Source organism: Pseudomonas ceruminis, assembly GCF_021602025.1.
GTDB lineage: Bacteria > Pseudomonadota > Gammaproteobacteria > Pseudomonadales > Pseudomonadaceae > Aquipseudomonas > Aquipseudomonas ceruminis.
Genome location: NZ_BQHW01000001.1, coordinates 226,995 through 247,332 on the forward strand (window position 1 = coordinate 226,995; position 20,338 = coordinate 247,332).

Annotated in this window: 5 protein-coding genes and 1 pseudogene; 3 read left to right on the forward strand and 3 right to left on the reverse strand. The window is 65.5% G+C overall.

Going from position 1 to position 20,338, the window contains the following annotated elements; genetic code table 11:
• Positions 1 to 7 precede the first annotated feature (7 nt).
• The 3 genes and pseudogenes from L6D80_RS30200 to L6D80_RS01010 form a co-directional block, all read left to right on the forward strand.
• Positions 8 to 316, forward strand: a pseudogene (locus L6D80_RS30200) (phosphopantetheine-binding protein); the annotation flags it as partial.
• Complete coding sequence (locus L6D80_RS01005; protein WP_236183026.1) at positions 309 to 13,934, forward strand: non-ribosomal peptide synthase/polyketide synthase; 13,626 nt, start codon at positions 309 to 311, stop codon at positions 13,932 to 13,934. The pseudogene L6D80_RS30200 and the gene L6D80_RS01005, both read left to right, overlap by 8 nt.
• A gap of 59 nt (positions 13,935 to 13,993) precedes the next feature.
• Positions 13,994 to 14,959 (forward strand): alpha/beta hydrolase, encoded by a 966-nt coding sequence (locus tag L6D80_RS01010; RefSeq protein WP_054900111.1) that lies wholly within the window; start codon positions 13,994 to 13,996, stop codon positions 14,957 to 14,959.
• Between the two features lie 73 nt (positions 14,960 to 15,032).
• Here L6D80_RS01010 and L6D80_RS01015 read toward each other — a convergent pair whose 3' ends face one another.
• From L6D80_RS01015 to pvdO, 3 genes are all read right to left on the reverse strand, one after another.
• Positions 15,033 to 17,537 carry a TonB-dependent siderophore receptor gene (locus L6D80_RS01015; protein WP_176514473.1) on the reverse strand — a complete coding sequence of 835 codons (2,505 nt, stop codon included), beginning with the start codon at positions 17,535 to 17,537 and terminating at the stop codon, positions 15,033 to 15,035.
• 83 nt (positions 17,538 to 17,620) lie between these two features.
• Positions 17,621 to 19,279 carry a cyclic peptide export ABC transporter gene (locus L6D80_RS01020; RefSeq protein WP_176514472.1) on the reverse strand — a complete coding sequence of 553 codons (1,659 nt, stop codon included), beginning with the start codon at positions 19,277 to 19,279 and terminating at the stop codon, positions 17,621 to 17,623.
• 181 nt (positions 19,280 to 19,460) lie between these two features.
• The gene (gene pvdO, locus L6D80_RS01025; RefSeq protein ID WP_176514470.1) at positions 19,461 to 20,315 is read right to left on the reverse strand and encodes a dihydropyoverdine dehydrogenase; all 855 of its coding nucleotides are present in this window, start codon (positions 20,313 to 20,315) and stop codon (positions 19,461 to 19,463) included.
• Positions 20,316 to 20,338 lie beyond the last annotated feature (23 nt).

Genomic DNA, 20,338 nt, shown 5'->3' on the forward strand with positions numbered 1-20,338 from the left:
GGCGGACTACGAGGCGCCCCGCAGCGAACTGGAGCAACAGCTGGCCGCCATTTGGGGTGAGCTGCTGCAGGTCGAGCGCGTCGGGCTGAAAGACAATTTCTTCGAGTTGGGCGGCCATTCGCTGCTGCTGGTGCGGGTGATCTCGCGCCTGAAAAACGAACTGGGCATCGAATTGCCAATGCAGGACTTCTACACGGCCACCTCTATCGAGGAGCTGGCAGCGTTGATCGACAAACATGGGGAGCAGGGCGGGATGGAAGACGATTTCGATGCAATTTTCGCGGCGCTGGATGAACTGGAGGCCAGCAATGCTTAAGCAGGAGTCGTCGCAGGTACAGGCACTGGTGGCGCGCATCCAGGGGCTGGATCACGAGCGCCGCAAGGCGCTGTTCCGTCTACTGGCGCAAAAAGGGGTCAACCTTGCCAGGCTGCCCATCGTGCCGCTCACCGAGCGGGATGGTCTACCACTGTCCTATGCCCAGCAGCGCCAATGGTTCCTCTGGCAGTTGGAGCCGCAGAGTGCCGCCTACAACATGCCCACGGCGCTGCGCCTGAAGGGCCAGCTGGACCTTCAGGCGCTGCGCAGCAGCTTCGAAGCGCTGGTGGCCCGGCACGAGCCGCTGCGCACCACATTCGTGGTACAGCAAGGCCAGCCGCGCCAGCACATTCATGCCCAGGGGCAGATCGCGTTCGTGCGCGAGGCGCTGCCAGACGCGGACGAGGCCCAACTGCGGGCAGTCATCGGCGAGGAAGTGCAACGGCCGTTCGACCTGGAGCACGGCCCGCTACTGCGGGTAAAGCTGTGGGAAGTGGGGCAAGCCGAGCATGTGCTGGTGCTGACCCAACACCACATCGTTTCCGATGGCTGGTCGATGCAATTGATGGTCGAGGAGCTGATTGCCCACTACCAGGCGTACTGCCAAGGGCGCGACGCGGGGTTGGCGCCGTTGGCCATCCAGTACGCCGATTATGCGGCCTGGCAACGGCAGTGGATGGAAGCGGGCGAACGCGACCGCCAGTTGGCCTACTGGACCGGCCAACTGGGTGGCGAGCAGCCTTTGCTGGAGTTGCCGGCGGACCGGTCGCGTCCGGCGCTGCGCAGTGCCAATGGCGCCCGCTTCACCCTGGCGCTCGACAGCGCGCTGTTCGCCAGCCTCAAGCAACTGGCGCAGCGCGAAGGCTGCTCGCCGTTCATGCTGCTGCTGGCGTCTTTCCAATGGCTGTTGCAGCGTTACTGCGGGCAGAGCGATATCCGTGTAGGCGTGCCCACGGCCAACCGCAACCGTGCCGAAACCGAACGTCTGCTGGGCTTTTTCGTCAACACCCAGGTGCTGCGTGGGTATGTGGACAACGATGCATCCTTCATCGACCTGCTGCAGCAGGCCCGTGACGTGGCATTGGCCGCCCAGGCCCATCAGGACCTGCCGTTCGAACAGCTGGTCGATGCCCTGCAGCCCGAGCGCAACCTCAGCCATAGCCCGCTGTTTCAGGTCATGTTCAACTACCAGGTGAGTGCGGGCGAAACCGGCCTGGCCGCTGTGCTGCCGGGTCTTAGCGTAGAGCCCATGCAGTGGGCGATGGCCACCACCCAGTTCGACCTGAGCCTGGACTGCACCGAGCATCCAGGTGGCCTGAGCGCGTCGCTGATCTACTCCACCGACCTGTTCGATGCCGCGCGCATCGAGCGCATGGCAGCGCACTGGCAAAACCTACTGGCCGCGGCCATCCAGGCGCCCCATGCCCGTCTGGGCGATGTGCCGATGCTCACCGCCAGCGAGCATCAACGTGCTATCAGCGGCTGGAACCAGACCGGGCGCAAGTACCCTGGCACGCCCTATGTGCACCAACTGTTCGAACAGCAGGCTGCCCGCCAGCCGCAGGCCCCGGCGCTGACCTTTGCCGAGCGCACCCTGAGCTATGCCGAACTGAACGTCGAGGCCAACCGCCTGGCCCACCACCTGCGTGGCCTGGGCGTAGGCCCGGACGTGCTGGTAGGTATCGCCGCCGAACGTTCGGTGGACATGGTCGTCGGCCTGCTGGCGATCCTCAAGGCCGGTGGCGCCTATGTGCCGCTGGACCCTGAATACCCCGAGGACCGCCTGGCCTACATGTTCGAGGACAGCGGCATCGCCCTGTTGCTGACCCAGTCGCACCTGCGCGCCAACCTGCCGATACCTGCCGGGCTGGCGGTGCTCGCGCTGGACCAGCGCCAGGCCTGGAGCGAGCAGGGCGAGCACAACCCGGAGGTGCTTCTGCACGCGGAAAACCTCGCCTATGTCATCTACACCTCCGGTTCCACCGGCAAGCCCAAGGGGGCTGGTAACCGCCATGTCGCCTTGCACAACCGCCTGGCCTGGATGCAAGAGGCTTACCTGCTTGGCGCGGGTGACAGCGTGCTGCAGAAAACCCCGTTCAGCTTCGACGTGTCGGTGTGGGAGTTCTTCTGGCCGCTGATGGAGGGCGCCCGCCTGGTGATGGCGCTGCCGGGTGACCACCGTGACCCGGCCCGCCTGGTCCAGCTGATCACTGCCGAGCAGATCAGCACCTTGCACTTCGTGCCGTCGATGCTGCAGGCCTTCGTCGGCGACGAGAACGCCGCGCGCTGCACGTCGCTGCGGCGGATCATCTGCTCTGGCGAAGCACTGCCGGTGGAACTGCAACGCCAGACCCTGGCGCTGCTGCCGCACAGCGGCCTGTTCAACCTGTACGGGCCGACCGAAGCGGCAATCGACGTTACCCACTGGACCTGTGTCGAGGAAGGCAAGGACGCGGTACCGATCGGCCAGCCGATCGCCAACCTGCACACCTACGTGCTGGACGGCGAGCTCAACCCGGTTAGCCCTGGTGTGACTGGCGAGCTGTACCTGGGCGGCATCGGCCTGGCCCGTGGTTACCACCGCCGCCCGGCCCTGACTGCCGAGCGCTTCGTCGTTGCCCCGTTCGGCAGCGGCGAGCGGCTGTACCGCACCGGCGACCTGGCGCGCCAGCGCGAGGACGGGGTGATCGAATATGCCGGGCGTATCGACCATCAGGTGAAGATCCGCGGCCTGCGCATCGAACTGGGTGAAATCGAAGCGCGCCTGCAGGAGCAGGATGCAGTGCGCGAAGCGGTGGTGGTGGCTGTCGATGGCCCAAGCGGCAAGCAACTGGTGGCTTATCTGGTGCCTGAGCCCGTGTCCCTGGCACGGGCCGAAACCGAAATCCAGGGTGGCTACCTGCAGGGCGTCAAGGCGCAACTGCTGGACGTGCTGCCCGACTACATGGTGCCGGCGCAGTGGGTGTTGCTCGAGCACATGCCGCTCTCGCCCAACGGCAAGCTGGACCGCAAGGCCCTGCCCAAGCCCGATCCGGCGCAAACGCGCAGCGAGTACCAGGCGCCACGGAACGACCTGGAGCAGCAGTTGGCGCTGATCTGGCAGGACGTGCTGCGCCTGGAACAGGTGGGGGTGGACGACAATTTCTTCGAGCTGGGTGGTGACTCGATCATCTCCATTCAGATTGTCAGCCGCGCCCGTCAGGCAGGCATCCGCTTCGCGCCGCGCGACCTGTTCCAGCACCAGAGCATCCGCCGCCTGGCCACCGTGGCGCAACTGAGCGAAAGCCTGCAGGTGGAGCAAGGGCCGGTCACCGGCCAGGCGCCACTGCTGCCGATCCAGCAGGCCTTCTTCGAAACGGCCATCCCTAATCGCCAGCACTGGAACCAGTCGCTGCTGTTGGCACCGGCCGAGCCGCTGGACGGCGATCTGCTGGCCCAGGCCCTGGCCCTGGTGCTGCAACACCATGATGCCTTGCGCCTGCGCTATCACCAGGCCGACGGCGTGTGGGGGCAGACGCACCAGGCGTTGCCGAGCGCCGAGGAACAGGTCTGGCATCGCCAGTTCGACAGCCTCGATGCCTTGCCGGCCTTCTGCACCGAAGTGCAACGCAGCCTCGACTTGAGCACAGGCCCGATGCTGCGTTTGGCCCTGATGACGTTGCCCGACGGCACGCAGCGCCTGTTGCTGGCCATCCACCACCTGGTGGTGGACGGCGTCTCCTGGCGCATCCTGCTCGAAGACCTGCAAGCGGCCTATCGCCAGTTGCAGGCCGGCCAGGCGCCGCGTCTACCGGCCAAAACCACCTCGTACAAGGCCTGGGGCGAGCGTCTGGCCGAGCATGCCCGCTGCGCGACCATGGTGGCGCAGCTCGGCTACTGGCAACGGTTGCTGGCAGGCGCCCCGCACGACCTGCCACGCGACAACCCGACGGGCGCGATGGACAACCGTCATGCCCGCAGTGTGGCGACCCGTCTGGATGCCACCCGTACCCGTCAGCTGCTGCAGGAGGCGCCTGGCGCCTATCGCACCCAGGTCAACGACCTGTTGCTGACCGCCCTGGCGCAGGTGGTCTGTGCCTGGAGCGGTGAGTCGTCCGCCCTGGTGCAATTGGAAGGGCATGGCCGCGAGGACCTGTTCGAGGACATCGACCTGTCGCGCACGGTAGGTTGGTTCACCAGCCTGTTCCCGGTGCGCCTGACGCCGGCCAGCGATACGGCGGCTGCGATCAAGGGCATCAAGGAGCAACTGCGCGCCACCCCGGACAAAGGCCTGGGCCATGGCCTGTTGCGCCATCTGGGTAGCGAGGAGGCGCGTGCCACCCTTGCCGGGTTGCCGCAGCCACGCATCACCTTTAACTACCTGGGGCAGTTCGATGGCGACTTTGCCGAGGGCGCGCTCTGGGTACCGGCGGCAGAAGGGCGTGGCGCCGGGCAGGACCCACTGGCGCCGCTGGGCAACTGGTTGAGTGTCGATGGCCAGGTGTTCGGTGGTGAACTGAGCCTGAACTGGACCTTCAGCGGCGATGTGTACGCCGAAGCCACCATCGCCCGGCTGGCACAGGCCTACCAGCAGGCCCTGGAGGCGCTGATCGAGCATTGCCTGGTCCAGGCCCATGCCGGGCTGACACCAAGCGACGTACCGCTGGCCGGGCTGGACCAGGCCCAGCTCGATACCCTGGCGCTGCCGGCGCGTGAAATTGCCGATGTCTACCCGCTGTCACCCATGCAACAGGGCATGCTTTTCCACAGCCTGTACGAAGCCAACGGCCGTGCGTATGTCAACCAGATGCGCCTGGACATCCGAGGCCTGGATGTCGAACGGTTTGCCAGCGCCTGGCAACAGGCGGTGGATCGTCATGAACTGCTGCGCGCCGGTTTCATCTGGGAGGCGGCGCTGGAGGCGCCGCGTCAGGTGATCTACCGTCAGGCCGCCTTGGAAATCGTCGTCGAACAGGCTGACCCCGTATGCCCGCAAGCGCTCGATCAGCGGGCCACCGCTGAACTGGACCGTGGTTTCGACCTGGCGCGTGCGCCGTTGCTGCGTTTGTGCCTGTTGCGCACGGGGGCGGACTGTCATCACCTGATCTACACCAGCCACCACATCCTGATGGACGGCTGGAGCAACTCACGTCTGTTGGGGGAGGTGTTGCAAACCTACGCCGGTCAGGCAGTCGCTGCGCCGGAAGGCCGCTATCAGGATTACCTCGCCTGGCTGCAGCGCCAGGACAAAGCCGACAGCCAGCGTTTCTGGCAGGGCCAGCTGGCGCCTCTGGAGGAGCCAACCCGTCTGGCCTTGGCTTGCGCCCGTGGGGCCGATGCCGAACCCGGCCAGGCATTGCACAGCGTTCGCCTGAGCAGCGAACAGACGCGCCGCCTGCAGGCCTTCGCGCGACAGCAGCAAGTGACGCTCAACACCCTGGTGCAATCCGCCTGGCTGCTGCTGTTGCAGCGCTACACCGGCCAGCGCAGCGTGGCTTTCGGTGCCACGGTGTCCGGGCGCCCGGTGGAGCTGGTCGGTATCGAGCAGCAACTGGGGCTGTTCATCAACAGCCTGGCGGTGGTCGCCACGCCAGACGGCGCCCTCACTGTGGCCCAGTGGGCTCAGGCGGTGCAGGCGCAGAACCTGGCCTTGCGCGACCATGAACACATGCCGTTGGCAGAGGTCCAGCGCCTGGCCGGTCGCAACGGCGAGGCGCTGTTCGACACCTTGCTGGTGTTCGAGAACTATCCGGTTTCCGAAGCTTTGCAGGCGGCGCCGGGCGGTCTTGGTTTCAGCAACCTGGCCTACAGCGAGCAGAGCGGCTATGCCTTGACCCTGATCGCTCAGGTCGGTGAAGCACTGGAGCTGGCCTTCAATTACCTGACCCAGGACTTCGCCGAACCGACCATTCGGCGCATCGCCGGCCAGCTCCAGCACCTGCTGCTGCAGTTCATGGCGCAGCCCCAAACGCCGCTGGGCGAGTTGCCGCTACTGGAGCAAGCCGACCAGCAACAGGTAGTCGAGCAGTGGAATGCCACGGCGCGGGCATACCCCGGCACGCCCTATGTGCACCAACTGTTCGAACAGCAGGCTGCCCGCCAGCCGCAGGCCCCGGCGCTGACCTTTGCCGAGCGCACCCTGAGCTATGCCGAACTGAACGTCGAGGCCAACCGCCTGGCCCACCACCTGCGTGGCCTGGGCGTAGGCCCGGACGTGCTGGTAGGTATCGCCGCCGAACGTTCGGTGGACATGGTCGTCGGCCTGCTGGCGATCCTCAAGGCCGGTGGCGCCTATGTGCCGCTGGACCCTGAATACCCCGAGGACCGCCTGGCCTACATGTTCGAGGACAGCGGCATCGCCCTGTTGCTGACCCAGTCGCACCTGCGCGCCAACCTGCCGATACCTGCCGGGCTGGCGGTGCTCGCGCTGGACCAGCGCCAGGCCTGGAGCGAGCAGGGCGAGCACAACCCGGAGGTGCTGCTGCACCCGGAAAACCTCGCCTATGTCATCTACACCTCCGGTTCCACCGGCAAGCCCAAAGGGGCTGGTAACCGCCATGTCGCCTTGCACAACCGCCTGGCCTGGATGCAAGAGGCTTACCCGCTCGGCGCGGGTGACAGCGTGCTGCAGAAAACCCCGTTCAGCTTCGACGTGTCGGTGTGGGAGTTCTTCTGGCCGCTGATGGAGGGCGCCCGCCTGGTGATGGCGCTGCCGGGTGACCACCGTGACCCGGCCCGCCTGGTCCAGCTGATCACTGCCGAGCAGATCAGCACCTTGCACTTCGTGCCGTCGATGCTGCAGGCCTTCGTCGGCGACGAGAACGCCGCGCGCTGCACGTCGCTGCGGCGGATCATCTGCTCTGGCGAAGCACTGCCGGTGGAACTGCAACGTCAAACCCTGGCGCTGCTGCCGCACAGCGGCCTGTTCAACCTGTACGGGCCGACCGAAGCGGCAATCGACGTTACCCACTGGACCTGTGTCGAGGAAGGCAAGGACGCGGTACCGATCGGTCAGCCGATCGCCAACCTGCACACCTACGTGCTGGACGGCGAGCTCAACCCGGTCAGCCCTGGTGTGACTGGCGAGCTGTACCTGGGCGGCATCGGCCTGGCCCGTGGTTACCACCGCCGCCCGGCCCTGACTGCCGAGCGCTTCGTCACTGCCCCGTTTGGCAGCGGCGAGCGGCTGTACCGCACCGGCGACCTGGCGCGCCAGCGCGAGGACGGGGTGATCGAATATGCCGGGCGTATCGACCATCAGGTGAAGATCCGCGGCCTGCGCATCGAGCTGGGTGAAATCGAAGCGCGCCTGCAGGAGCAGGATGCAGTACGCGAAGCGGTGGTGGTGGCTGCCGATGGCCCAAGCGGCAAGCAACTGGTGGCTTATCTGGTGGCTGAGTTGGCCGAGGGGCTGGACGCGATCAAGGCCCACCTGGCCGCCGTGCTGCCCGACTACATGGTGCCAAGCCAGTGGGTGTTGCTCGAGCACATGCCGCTCTCGCCCAACGGCAAACTCGATCGCAAGGCACTGCCCAAGCCGGAGCTGGGCCAGTCACGGCGCGAATATGAGGCGCCGCAAAGCGAGGTGGAGCAGTGCCTGGCGGTTATCTGGCAGGACGTGTTGCGCATTGACCAGGTCGGCCTGGGTGACAACTTCTTCGAGCTGGGCGGCGACTCCATCGTCTCCATCCAGTTGGTCAGTCGTGCGCGTCAGCAGGGCTTGCGCTTCACGCCCAAGGATGTTTTCGAACAGCAGACCTTGCAGCGCCTGGCCATGGTTGCCCAGCAGACCGAGGCGGCGAGCGAGGTGGACCAAGGGCCGGTGACCGGTGAGGCGCCTTTGCTGCCGATCCAGCGGCTGTTCTTCGAAACGGACATCCCCAACCGCCAACATTGGAACCAGTCGTTGTTGTTGACCCCGACCCAAACCCTGGACGCGGATCGGCTGGAGGCGGCGCTGCAGCATGTCGTGGCGCACCATGATGGCTTGCGCCTGCGCTATCGCCAAGAGGACGGGCGCTGGGTGCAGCAGCACGTCGACACCGGCGCGGCGGTGCACCTGGAGCGGGTCACCGCCGGTGACCTTGAGCAGGCGTTCGACAAGGCCCAACGCAGCCTGTCGCTGGAGCAGGGGCCGCTGTGTCGGGCGTTGCTGGCCAATGCACCTGATGGCAGCCAGCGTTTGCTGTTGGTCATCCACCACCTGGTGGTCGACGGCGTATCCTGGCGCATCCTTCTGGAGGACCTGCAGGCAGCCTACCGTCAGCTGCAAGCGGCACAAGCGCTGCGGCTGCCCGCCAAGACCTGCGCCTTCAAGGCCTGGGGCGAGCGCCTGGTGGCCCATGCCCAGTCCGAGGCCATGGGCGCCGAACTGGGCTACTGGCAGGCCCTGCTGGCCAACGGCGGCGAAGGCATTGTGGCCGACCACCACGACGGCAGCCAGGCCAAGCGTCATGCCCATACCCTGACCAGCCGCTTCGACACGGTGTTGACCCGCGCATTGTTGCAGGAGGCCCCAGCGGCCTACCGCACCCAGGTCAATGACCTGCTGCTGACGGCCTTGGCCCAGGCCCTGTGCGCCTGGAGCGGCGAAGCGTCGGCGCTGGTGCAATTGGAAGGGCATGGCCGTGAGGCGCTGTTCGAGGACATCGACCTGTCCCGCACCGTAGGCTGGTTCACCAGCCTCTACCCGGTGCGCCTGGAACCGGCAGCCGACATCGGCGCGTCGATCAAGCGCATCAAGGAACAACTGCGCGCCGTGCCGAACAAAGGCCTCGGCTATGGCCTGCTGCGCCACCTCGGGCCACAGGCCGCCCGGGATGCACTGTCGGCTTTGCCGCAGCCGCGCATCACCTTCAACTACCTGGGGCAGTTCGATGCTGGCGCGAGCGCAGATGCCTTGTGGACCCTGGCCGAGGAAGCGTCCGGCAGCGGTATGGATGAGGGCGCGCCGCTGGGCAACTGGCTGAGCCTCGACGGCCAGGTGCATGAAGGGGCGCTGAGCCTGAACTGGACGTTCAGTGACTGCGTGTTCGAGCCCGCCCGCGTGCAGGCGCTGGCCACGGCATTCGAGAACGCCCTGCAGGCATTGGTCGAGCATTGCCGGCAACCGGTCCATCGGGGCGTGACACCGTCGGACTTCCCGTTGTCCGGCCTGGATCAGGCACAGCTCGATGCGCTGCCGGTGGCGCTGGAGGACATCGAAGACCTGTACGCGTTGTCGCCGATGCAGGAGGGCATGCTGTTCCATACCCTCTCCGATGGCGGTTCGGCGCTCTACGTCAACCAGGTGTGCCTGCCTGTCGACGGTCTCGACCCCGATCGCTTCGAAGCGGCCTGGCAACGCGTCATGGCCCGCCACGACATCCTGCGCACCAGTTTCCATTGGCAAGGGTTGCCGCGCCCGGTACAGGTAGTGCACCGCCAGGCGCGCCTGGATTTTGAGGTGCTGGACTGGAGTGGCGAAGCGGTGGACGCGCAGCGCCTGACGGCTCGCGCCGAAGCCGAGTGTGCCCGCGGCTTCGACCTGACCCGCGCACCGCTGCAGCGGCTGTTGCTGATCCGTGTGGCGCCGCAGCGCTATCACCTGGCCTGGACCAGCCACCATATCCTCATGGACGGGTGGTCCAGCTCGCAGCTGTTCGGCGAGGTGATGGAGCAATATCACCAAGGCCGCAGCAGTGCCGAGATCGGCCGTTACCGCGACTTCATCGCCTGGTTGCAGCGTCAGGACCAGGGCGCGTTGGAACGCTTCTGGAAAGCACGCCTGCAGCGGCTGGACGAGCCCACGTCGCTCAGCCAGTCGGTACACCCTCGCCACGCCAGCGACACGCCAGGGCACCACGCGATCTACACCCGCTGGGATGCCGAGCGTACCGCCCACTTGCAACAACGCTGCCGAGCGCTGCGCATCACGGCCAATACCCTGGTGCAGGGTGCCTGGCTGCTGTTGCTGCAGCGCTACACCGGCCAGTCGGCACCGTGCTTCGGCGCCACCGTCGCAGGGCGGCCGGAGCGGTTGGCCGGGGCTGATCGCATGCTCGGCCTGTTCATCAATACCCTGCCAGTGATCGGCCAGATGGACGCCGAACAACGTCTGATCGACTGGTTGCAGGCATTGCAGCGTGACAACCTGGAACTGCGCGAGCATGCCCACGCGCCGTTGGCCGACGTGCAGCGCTGGTCTGGCCAGGGTGGTCAACCGTTGTTCGACAGCATCATCGTGTTCGAGAACTACCCCATCGACCAACGCCTGGGGGGCAGTGCGCAGGGCGGGCTGAGTTTTGGCCAGTCGTCCAACCATGACGTCACCAACTTCCCCATGGACCTTGCGGTGCATCTGGGGGACCAGTTGTCCATCGAATACCTGTACCTGCGTGGCTGCTTCGCCGAGCCGGTGGTGGAAGGTATCCGCGCGATGATGGAGCATTTGCTGGAGGAGATCCTGGCCAACCCGCAGGTGCAACTGGGTAACCTGCAACGCTTGCCCCAGGTGCAGCGCCAGGCCTTGCAACGCTGGAGTGAAACCCCCGGCCATACCTGGCAACCTGAGCCGCTGGTGGCGCTCATTTCGCGCCATGCCCAGCAGCGCCCACACGCGGTGGCAGTGCAGTGTGGCGCGCAGCAGCTGGATTACCGGCAACTGGAACGTGCCGCCAACCGCTTGGCCAACCGCTTGCTGGCGTTGGGCGCTGGGCCGGAAGTGGTCATCGGCGTCGCGCTGGAGCGCTCGGTACAGACCTTGGTGGCGTTGCTGGCCGTGATGAAAAGCGGCGCCGCGTACTTGCCACTGGACATCGACTATCCGGCCGAGCGCCTGGCCTACATGGTCGAGGACTCGGGGATGGCGCTGTTGATCACCCGGGAGGATCTGCAGGACCGTGTACCGGCCCCCGTCACCCTGCGGCGCGTGTTGCTCAATGAAACCGACGACCGTCAGTGGCCAGAGCAGGCACCTGCAGTGCAGGCCGACCCAGGCAACCTGGCTTATCTGATCTACACCTCGGGTTCCACGGGCAGGCCAAAAGGGGTAGCTGTACCCCAAGGGCCGTTGAGCATGCATTGCCAGGCCATCGCCGAACGCTACGAGATGGGGCCCGGGGTGCGCGAGCTGCACTTCATGTCCTTTGCCTTCGACGGTGCCCACGAGCGCTGGCTGACCACCTTGATGGTCGGCGGCACGCTGGTGATTCGTGATGGCAGCCTGTGGACGCCCGAGCAGACCTGCCGCGCATTGCATGAGCAGCGCATCGACATCGCCTGCTTCCCACCGGCCTACCTCAAGCAGATGGCCGAATTCGTCGAAGGCAGTGGGAGGCCGGCACCGCCCGTGCGTATCTACTGCTTTGGTGGCGACGCGGTGCCGGAGCGCAGCTTCGAGCAGGTGAGGGCGGCGCTGCGCCCCCGTTACTTCACCAACGGTTACGGCCCTACCGAAACCGTGGTGACCCCGTTGCTGTGGAAGGCCGCCGACAGCGACCGCTGTGGCGCCGACTACGCGCCTATCGGCTGCGCGGTGGGTGAACGCAGCCTGCATGTGCTGGACGAGCAGCTCAACCCATTGCCGGCTGGCTTCGCAGGCGAACTCTACATCGGGGGTGAAGGTGTTGCCCGTGGCTACCAGAACCGACCCGGGCAGACGGCCGAGCGCTTCGTGCCCGACCCGTTCGGTGTGCCGGGTGCGCGCCTGTACCGTACCGGTGACCTGGTACGCTTGCGCGAAGATGGCATCCTCGACTACCTGGGGCGCATCGACCAGCAGGTGAAGATTCGCGGTTTCCGGATCGAGCTGGGTGAAGTCGAGGCGGCCCTGCGCCGTCAGGCGGGCGTCGAGGATGCACTGGTGGTGGCCCGTGAAAGCGCCTCCGGCAAGCAGTTGGTGGGTTACGTGGTGGCGGATCAGCGGGTGGCAGGGGACAGCCTGAAAATGGCCCTGCGCGCCAGCCTGCCGGACTGGATGGTGCCGGTGCAGGTCATGGTGCTGGCGGCGTTCCCTGTGACCCCCAACGGCAAGCTCGACCGCAAGGCGCTGCCAGCGCCGAGCTTCCAGCAGGAGGCTTATGTGGCCCCGCGCACCCCTGAAGAACAGTTGCTGGCTGAGATCTGGGCCCAGGTGCTGCAGGTGGAGCAGGTTGGGATCGAAGACAACTTCTTCGAGCTGGGGGGCGATTCGATTCTCAGCCTGCAGGTGGTGTCGCGGGTCAAGAACCATCCGGACCTGGCGCTCGACCTCAAGCTGCGCGATCTGCTGCGTTACCAGACCATCGCCGGCATCTGCGAGCGGCCAGTGGAAAGCCTGGCTGGCCCGGTGGAGGATGACAGCCTGCAAGCCGTCGAAGGGGCGTTCCGCTTGTTGCCGATTCAAGAGTGGTTGTTCGCCGAGGACATGAGCGAGCCGCACCACTTCAACCAGGCACTGATGCTCAAGGCGCGCAGCGCCTTGGACCTGGATGCGCTGGAGCGTGCCCTGGCGGTGATCCAGCGTCACCACGATTCGCTGCGCCTGCGCTTTACCCGCGACGGTGGGCGCTGGATGCAGCATTACCTGGACGAAGAGGCCTGTGCGCCGGTGCTGTGGCGCCGCGAGGCCGCCGATGCCCAGGCACTGGACTGCCTGGCCAATCAAGCGCAGCGCAGCCTCGACCTGGCCAACGGCCCGATGTGGCGCGCGCTGCATGTGGCCATGGCGGACGGTGAAGCACGCCTGTTGCTGGTGATCCATCACCTGGTGGTGGACGCAGTGTCCTGGCGGGTGCTGCTCGAGGACCTGCGCACCGCCTATGAGGCCTGTTGCCAGGGCCTGGAGCCTGTGCTGCCGATGCGCAGCAGCAGCTACCGCGCCTGGGTCGAGCGCCTGGCGCAGGACGCAGGGCGCATCGCCAGCGAGGAAACCGACTGGTGGCTGGGGCAATTGGACCGTCCCGGCCGTGATCTGCCCTGCGACAACCCCAGGGGCCGCAACGAGGTCAGCCAGCAGGCGGTGGCCAGGGTCGTGCTTTCGGCGGCCCACACCACGCGCCTGCTCAAGGAGGCCCCTGCGGCCTACGGCACGCAGATCAACGACCTGCTGCTGACTGCGCTGGGGCGCGTGTTGTGCCGCTGGAGCGAGCAGGAGTCGGTGCTGGTGCAACTGGAGGGCCACGGGCGCGAAGACCTGTTCGAGGCGCTCGACCTGTCCCGCACCTTGGGCTGGTTCACCAGCATGTTCCCGGTGCGCTTGCAGCCCGAGGCGGACATGGGTGGCTCGATCCGGGCCATCCAGGGGCAACTGCAGGCGATACCTAACAAAGGCATCGGCTATGGCGTGCTGCGCTACCTCGGCGAGCCTGCGCTGGGCGAGCGTCTTGCGCGCCTGCCCCAGGCCCGCATCACCTTCAACTACCTGGGGCAGTTCGACCAGAGCTTCGATGACCAGGCGATGCTGGTGCCCGCCGCCGAGGACACCGGGGACTGTTACAGCCCGGCGGCCCGCCTGGCCAACTGGCTGGAGATCATCGGCCAGGTCTACGACGGTTGCCTGGCGCTGCGCTGTGTCTACAGCACACGCCGCTATCGCCCCGAAACCGTGCAAGCGTTGATGGATGACTACCACGCCGAGCTGGAACTGCTGATCGACCACTGCCTGGAGCACCTGGGCTGAACCCTTCCGTCATGCAATCGGGGGAGGCCGCTGCGGGCCTCCCCCCTCCGAGGAACACCATGCTGCATCCTGAACTAGAAGCTTTTCTCGACCTTGCCCAAGCCAATGCCGGCAACGAGCCGTTGCACCGCATGAGCCCTGAACAGGCCCGCAAGGTCTTCGAGCAGTCCACCGAACAGTTGCGTTGGCCGGTGCCGCCGGGGGTGAGCGTTGAAGCCCTGCAGGCCCCGGCCAGGGACGGCTGGACCCTACCGCTGCGCTTGTACCGCCCGGCACAGGTGGCGGGTACGCTGCCGGTGCTGGTGTATTTCCACGGCGGGGGTTTTGTGGTTGGCAGCCTCGACAGCCATGACGGTGTGTGCCGCGAACTGAGTGCGCGTGCAGGTTGCGCGGTGCTTGCGGTGGGCTACCGACTGGCGCCGGAGCACCGTTTCCCGGTGGCGCTGGAAGATGGCCAGGATTGCCTGGCCTGGCTGGCCGAGCAAGGTCAGCGCCTGGCCCTGGACCTTGACCGGGTGGCCTTGGGAGGCGACAGCGCGGGTGCGACCCTGGCCACGGTGCTGGCCATCGAGGCAGCCAGGCTTGGGGAGCGTGCCGTGTTGACGCCGCGTGCCCAACTGCTCTGCTACCCGGTCACGGATGCGAGCCGCCAGCGTGTATCGCGCACCCTGTTCGGTGAAGGCTACCTGCTGGAAAACGAGACCCTGGAGTGGTTCTACGGGCATTACGCCCGCACCCCACAGGACCGCCAGGACTGGCGCTTCTCGCCATTGCTGGCCGATGACCTGAGCGGCGTGGCGCCGGCGATCGTTGCCCTGGCCGGGCTCGATCCGCTGTTGGATGAAGGGCTGGCCTATGCCGAGCGCTTGCGTGCGGCCGGCGTCGAGGTCCAGTTGCTGGAGTTGCCGGGGTTGACCCATGACCTGTTGCGCATGGCGGCTGTCGTGCCAGACGTGCTGCACGTGCACGAGCGTTTGTGCCAGGCGTTGGCCCGGCTGCTGGCGGCTGACCGAGCCGTTGCATGAAGTACGCGTGAACAGTAAAGGGGCCGCTATGCGGCCCCTTTTGATTGATGCGAACACGCGCCCGGACGCGACGTCAGAACGTCCCTTTCAGTGTCACCATGAAGTTGCGTGGCTCACCGTAGAAGTTGCCCCACGAAACAGCCCCCACGCTCTGGTAGTACTTCTTGTCGAGCAGGTTGTTGCCGTTGAGCGCAACGGTCCAGTTGTCGTCGATACGGTAGCCGATGCGGCCACTCCAGATGGCATAACCCGACTGGACCGATTTCACCGCAGGCGCCACGTTCGCATCGCGGAAGGAAACGTCGCTCTGCGCCGTTACGCCGGCACCCACGCTCCAGCGATCGAGGTCGCCGGCCAGCTGGTAGTCAGCCCAGGCGCGCAACAGATGGCGCGGGAAGTAGCTGACCGAGAAGGCGGGCTCCTGTGGGTTGTCGTTGGTGCTGTCCAGGTATTTGGTCTGGGTGTAGGTATAGCCTGCCAGCACTTGCAGCCGGTCGATGACCTCGCCGCTGATTTCTGCCTCGAAGCCCTGTGCCCTGACCTTGCCGACATCGCTGTAGCAGAAGCCATCCGACGAGCCTGGGCAGGAGCTGTCGTAGTTGGCTTCGGCCCTGTGTTCCTCGATGGTGCGGAACAGGTTGAAGGCGGTGTTGACGCGGCCGTCCATCAGCTCACCCTTGATACCCAACTCGTAACTGGCGCCGGTCTTGGGTTGCAGCGGGCTGCCGGACTCATCGGTATAGGTGCTCTGAGGCTGGAAGATACTGGCGTAGCTGGTGTAGACGGACCAGTTGTCGTTCAAGTCATAGATGAGCGCTGCGAAGGGGGTGACTTCGCCATTTTCCTGGCTCTTGTCGTGCTGCCAGTAGTCCCACGACTGGGTGTAGGAATCGCGGCTGTTGCGGTACCAGCTGACACGCGAGCCCAGGACGAAGGTCAACGGCTCGGCAAGCTTCAGCCGCAGCGTGGCATAGGTGCCGTACTGCTTGGTGTCCGTTTCGGTGGGAACCGAGCCGCCCCGGTAAGAGTTGGGTGGGTAGAACCGATCGCTTGGTTCGGGGATGTGCGGGTTGGGGTTGAACGGGTCCTGGGAGGTGCCGAGCAAATCGGTCATGTTGATCAGGGCCCAGTGGTCGCGGGTCTTGGCCCGGCTGGCGTTGGCCCCGACGATCAGCTCGTGCTGCAGGCCGAACGCATCGAATTTGCCATCCACGTAGGCATCGAAGCCGTAGTCGGTCTGGTCGTAGTCGAACAGCCCGGAGTACACCGAGGAGGGCGCTGTGCTTGCACCGTGGGGTACGCCGTCCGGTGTTTCCGACAGGGCATATTTGATGTCCTGGTCGTTATGGGTCCAGACACCGGCGAACTTCAAGGCCCAGTTGTCGTTGAACTGGTGGGTCAGGTCGGCGAACACGGTGGTGCGCTCGCTGTCCCAGGTGTTCCAGGATGCACCCAGGCAGGTCGAACGGCTGAGTTTCAGGTCCTTGCCATCGCTGTAACGCGGCAGGCCGTGCCAGCAGGGCCTGGCATCGAGCCGCTCGTAGGCGACGCCCACCCCCACGGTGGTGTCGGGGGTCACGTCGTAGTCCAGGGCGCCGTAGAGGATCTGGTCGTTGCGTTTGCCCAGGTCGTAGAAATACTGGCGATCCTGCAGCGCCACCACCGCCCGGCCACGCAGGGTGCCTGACTCGTTGAGCGGGCCGCCGGTGTCGACCTGGCCGCGGTAGTTGTCCCAGGAGCCTGCTGAGAGGCTCAGGCTGGTGGTGGGTTTGCTCTGCCCGCGTTTACGGACGAAGTTGACTCCACCCGCGGAGCTGCCCGAGCCTTTCATCATCCCGGCGGCGCCCTTGAGCACCTCCACCCGGTCGTAGTAGGCCATGTCGCCAGAGAAGCTGTTGGCTTGGACATACTCACCGCCCACATCCAGCGGCACGCCGTCGTACTGGTACTGCCCCTGCATCATGAAGCCGCGGGAGTAGAAGTACTTGCCGCCCATGGGTGACTCGTACACCGCGATGCCAGGGGTTTTTTCCATGGCCTGGTCGATGGTGTTGATGTTCTGGTCATCCATGAACTTGCGCGTCAGCACGGTGACGGCCTGGGGTGTTTCGCGCAGGGTGTGCGTGCCCTTGCCGATCGTGACCGCCCGGCCAGCATAGGACTCGGTGCCTTCGCTGGTCGCATCCAGGCGGTTGGCATTGATTTTCAGCGGCCCCAGTTCCATCGCCGACGAGTTGCTGGCCCCGTTGAGAATCACGGTGTGGCCGTCGAGCTGGTAGGTCAGGCCGCTGCCGCGCAGCAGCAAGCGCAGGGCCTGTTCTGGCTCCATGTTGCCCTTGATCGCCGGGACGGGGGTGTCGCGCAGGTTTTCCGGGCTGTACAGCAACTGCAGGTCGGCCTGCTTGGCCAGGGTGTTGAGCGCCCCCACCAGCCCTTGGGACGGAATATCCAGCGCCACCGGCTCGGCCTGGGCGTTCATGGAAGCTGCCAGGGCGCACGCAAGCAGCGAAGGAGCAAGCAAAGCCTGTGATGTTCTGCGAACCGCCCGGGCCAGCGGTGAAAGCGTATTAGTGGTCATGCGGATACTCAATGTTGGCAGAATTACTTATGAGTTTTATTTGCATTTATGTGACGTATAGCTCACCCAGAACCGGAAAAAAATCAGCTGGAAAATTCAGCCACGTCGGTTTCCACCCGTTTTCCATCGCGCAGACGCAACAGGTGATCGGCCACCTCGAAGTAACGGTCGTCGTGGCTGATGACGATGATGGTCTTGCCCAGGCGCTTCAGTTCGGGCAGCAACTGGGTATAGAAGATGCGCCGGAACGTTGGGTCCTGGTCGGCGGCCCATTCATCGAACACCAGCACCGGGCGCTTCTCCAGCCACGCGTTGACCAGCGCCAGGCGCTTGCGCTGGCCGGTGGACAGGTCGGTGGTGGTGAAGGCCCCATCGCGAATCTGCACCTTGTGTGCGATCTCCAGGCGTTGCAGGTATTTGCCAGCGTCTGCGGGCAAGGCCTCGGCATCCTGCAGCAGGTCATCGAACAGGTAGTAGTCGGCGAACACAGTGGTGAACAGTTGGCGATAGTCGTCACGGCTGGCCGCGGTGACGGGCTGGCCATCCAGCAGGATTTCCCCCTGGTGAGGGGCATACAGGCCCAGCAGCAGCTTGATCAGGGTGGTCTTGCCGCAGCCGTTCTCACCGACGATGAAAAGGATATCGCCCTGCGCGATGCGCAGGTTGATCGGCCCCAGGATGAAGGGCGCCGCGCCGTCCACCGGCGGGAAGGCGAAGCGTACGTCGCGCAGTTCCAGGCTACGGATCTGCTGGTCCGGTACTTCAGCGGCGTCGAGCAGCAGGTGCGGCTCAGGCGAGGAGAACTGGGTGGACAGCTCGGCGATGCGGCGGAAGGCGATCTGCGCCCGGCTGATGATGGGCAGGGTTGAAACCAGGTGCTCCAGCGGCCCTTTCATGTACAACAGCACCAGGACGAACCCGCTGGTGACCTTGGGGTCGCTGATCAGCTGGGCTTGCTGTAGCGCCAGCACCAGGCCGATGACCACGAAGAACAGCATCGAGCCCAGGCTCTTGGCGATGACGAAGATGTTGATCGAGCGCACGTGGGTATCGCGGATGTAGTTCGCCGTACGGGTGATGCGCTCGCTGAACATGCGTTGGCGGCGTGGGCGGCTGATGCGCAGCTCCTTGGCGCCGGACGCGACCCCATCATAGTGCTTCTGCAATTCATCTTCGGCCTCGCGCGCATCGTTGAAACCGCTGATGCCGCGCAGGCGTGCGACATACTGCACCGCCGTGCCCAGCAACACGGCGAGCGCAGCAATCAGGAACATCTGCCAGGAAAGCTGCGCCAGGTAACCGAGGCAGCCCAGGGTCACCGACAGCGAGATGGCCAGTGGCGCGAAGGCGAAGGCGAAGTCGCTGATGGTGTCCACGTCATGGGTCAGGACCGGGATCAGGCGATGGCTGCGGTAGCGCTCGATCTGTTCGATGGGTGCGCTCAGCACCTTCTCCCCCAGCTCCCGGCGCAAACGGGCAATCACGTGCTGGCCAACATAGTTGGTGCCGATGTCCGAAGCGATGGAGGAACCCAGTGCCACCAGACAGATACCGGCGAAGGCCAGCACTACGCCCCAGGTCAGGGCGCCAGGGGCATGCAGCAGGTTGTTGATGTTGGCGAGCAGCAGGGTGATGCACAAGCCGCCGATGATACCCAGGCCTACGGCAAGGGCGACGATCAGTCGGTAGGGTTTGAGCAGGCCGAGGAGTTCGCGAAGTGCGCCAGGGGTCGATCGGTTCATGGTGGGTTCCTGGTGGATGCGCGGATGCGGTTGCGGCGCTGCGCGGGCAGGCGCCGTGTGGGCGGTTGCCCTGTGAAGGAGACGTTCGGCAGGCGTGGTTCTTTAGCAGGCCCAGGCCGTTGGCCGGGGCCAGTGAGGCACCGATTGCGGTGCCTGTTGGCCATTGGTTGGGGGAGGTGGGTCAGAGCTCGCGCACAACACGAAAGCCCAGCCAGTCGCCGCGCACGTAGGGTTCGCGGTAATTGCGGTTGCCGGAGCGGGAGAACACCGGGGCTTCGCTGTAGTCGTTGCCACGGATGTGGTTGTATTCGCAGCTGGCTTCCATCCAGGCACTGCCGTCAGTCGGCGCCCCTACGTAGCTGTCGTGCATGCAGTCGGCCACCCATTCATAGACATTGCCATGCATGTCGTAGACGCCGAAGGCATTGGGCGGGAAAGCGCCCGCCGGTGAGGTGAAGCTGTAGCCGTCGACAGGGCCGTAGGTGTTGGCGTGCTTGGCGATGCTGTACTCCTTGCCTTCATCGAAGGGGAAGGGGAACGGGCCGGTGCTGCCGGCACGTGCGGCATACTCGCGTTCGGCTTCGCTGACCATGCGGTAATGCTTGCCGGTCTTCTTCGAAAGCCAGGCGATGTAGGCCTTCACTTCGTCATAGCTGATGCACACGGCCGGCTGCTCGGGCCCCTGCGGGTAACTGGGCTTGCCGTTGCTGCAGAGGCGGCCCGGGCGGTCGTCGCCGTCGGGGAGGGTAACCTTGGCCTCGCGCTGCCAGGCCTGCATCTCCTTGGCCAGGACATGGAACTGGCTGATGGCGAACGGTTTGGCGAAGGTCACGGTGTGCAGCGGGCCTTCATCGGGCTGGCGGCCGACTTCATCCTCGGGCGTACCCATGGTGAAGCTGCCGGCGGGCAGCACCACCATCTTTGGGCAATCCTTGCAGTCCTGGAACACAGCGCCGGGTTGACGTGCGTCGGCGGCGAAGGCCGGGGCGGTGGCGAACAGCGCGGCCACCAGGGCCAGGGGCTTGAATACGTGCATGGCGGTTCTCATGAATGGCGAAA